This is a genomic window from Roseateles sp. P5_E11, assembly GCF_054049355.1.
In genome coordinates, this window is record NZ_JBFUMO010000874.1 from 1 (window position 1) to 1,710 (window position 1,710).

Here is a 1,710-nt window from a genome sequence, read left to right on the forward strand (position 1 = left end):
GGTAGCGCTGGATGGCGTCGCGGAACAGCGCGGCGGCGGCGTCTTTCTCGCTGTAGCCCAGCGCGACCAGTGCTTGCAGGATGTCGGCCTGCGTGTCGTTGGTGACGGCGGCGGGCAGAGCCAGGTCGGCGCCGAGCTTGCCCTTCAGCTCCAGCAGCAGCCGCTCGGCCGTCTTCTTGCCAATGCCCGGCACCTTGGTCAGCCGACCCGCATCCTGGCGCGACACGGCCTGGGCGAGTTCTGAAACCGACAGGCCCGACAACAAGCCCAGGGCCATCTTCGGCCCGACGCCACTGATCTTGATGAGCTGGCGGAAGGTGGCGCGCTCTTCGTGGGTGAGGAAGCCGAACAGCTGGTGCGCGTCCTCGCGCACGGTCAGGTGGGTCAGCAGCACGGCCCGCTCGCCCAGGCCGCCGAGGTTGAAGAAGGTGCTCATGGGCACGTCCACCTCGTAGCCCACGCCCGCCACGTCGATGACGACCTGCGGGGGCGATTTCTCGGCGATGACGCCTGTCAGTCTTCCAATCATCGGCCCATTATCTGGGCCGAAGGGCGATCAGTTCCTGCCGAACAACCCGAGCCGTTGAGCTTCCAGCGCCGCCTCGGCACGCGAACTCACGTTGAGCTTGCGGTAGATCTGCTTCACATAGTCGGCAATGGTGTGGCGGCTCAGGCCCAGCTGCACGCCGATCTCCGGCAGCGTGTAGCCCTTGGCCACGCGCAGCAGCACCTCGGTCTCGCGGTCGGTCAGCGACACCTCGTGCAGCAACGCCTGCGAACTGGGCTTTTTCTGAGCCGCGAAGTAGGCGATGACCTTGCGCGCGATGGACGGCGACAGCGGCGGCTCGCCGCCGCTCATGCGCTGCAGCTGCTCCACCAGCAGCTCGCGGGACTGTTCCTTCAACAGATAGCCGAAGGCACCGGCCTGCAAGGCAGGGAAGAGATGCTCGTCGTCGTCGTGGATGGTGACGATGACCGACTGCACTTCGGGCTGCTTCTCGCGCAGCGCCGCGATGACCTCGACGCCCGAACCGTCGGGCAGGCCCAGGTCCAGCAGGGCCAGCGTGAAGCGCTGGCCATTGACCAGGGCCAGCGCGTCCTGCACCCGMGAGCACTCGGTGATCTGGGCGTTGGCGAACACCTGCTTGACCAACGCCTTGAGCCAGGCGCGGATCTCCGGGATGTCTTCGAGCAGCAGGATGTGGTTCATGGGAGCCTCGGATTCAGAGCGCTGTTCAGAGCGGGATGGTCAGACGGATCACAGTACCCCAGCCAGGGCCGGATTCAACCAGGCACTGGCCATGCATCTGCTTGGCGCGTGATTTCATGCTCGCCATGCCGTGGCCTCTGTCCAACCTTCCGTCCAGTTCGGACGGAATGCCCTGGCCGTTGTCCTGGATGGTCAAGATGAAATCGCCGTCCTGTACCGCGCTGGAAATCGTCGCATGGGTGGCGCCGCTGTGTTTKATGATGTTGGACACCGACTCGCGCAGGATGCGCGTCGTCTGCACGTAGGAGCGGGCCTGGAAGGTGTGCTCGATGTCCTCGGCCGGCGACTTCCATTCGGCCAGGATATTGGCCTGGCCCAGGCGTGAAACGACCTCCGCGCGCCAGTCACCCAGGGCGTCGATGAGATGCACCGGCTTGCCGGTCAGGCCGCGCACCGACAGGCGCATCTCCTCCAGTGCCTCGCGCGCCAGCGTGGAGATA

Annotated in this window: 3 protein-coding genes; all 3 read right to left on the reverse strand. The window is 65.7% G+C overall.

Features of this window, described 5'->3' with window-relative positions:
* A partial coding sequence (gene ruvA, locus ACXJKR_RS31625; protein ID WP_457326221.1) for a Holliday junction branch migration protein RuvA occupies nt 1–529 on the reverse strand: 529 nt, incomplete at its 3' end.
* A 27-nt stretch (nt 530–556) separates the two neighbouring features.
* On the reverse strand, nt 557–1,210 hold the full coding sequence (locus tag ACXJKR_RS31630) for a response regulator (protein ID WP_056194361.1): 654 nt from the start codon (nt 1,208–1,210) through the stop codon (nt 557–559).
* Nucleotides 1,211–1,235: 25 nt separating this feature from the next.
* On the reverse strand, nt 1,236–1,710 hold a 475-nt coding region (locus tag ACXJKR_RS31635; RefSeq protein WP_457326222.1), incomplete at its 5' end, for a sensor histidine kinase.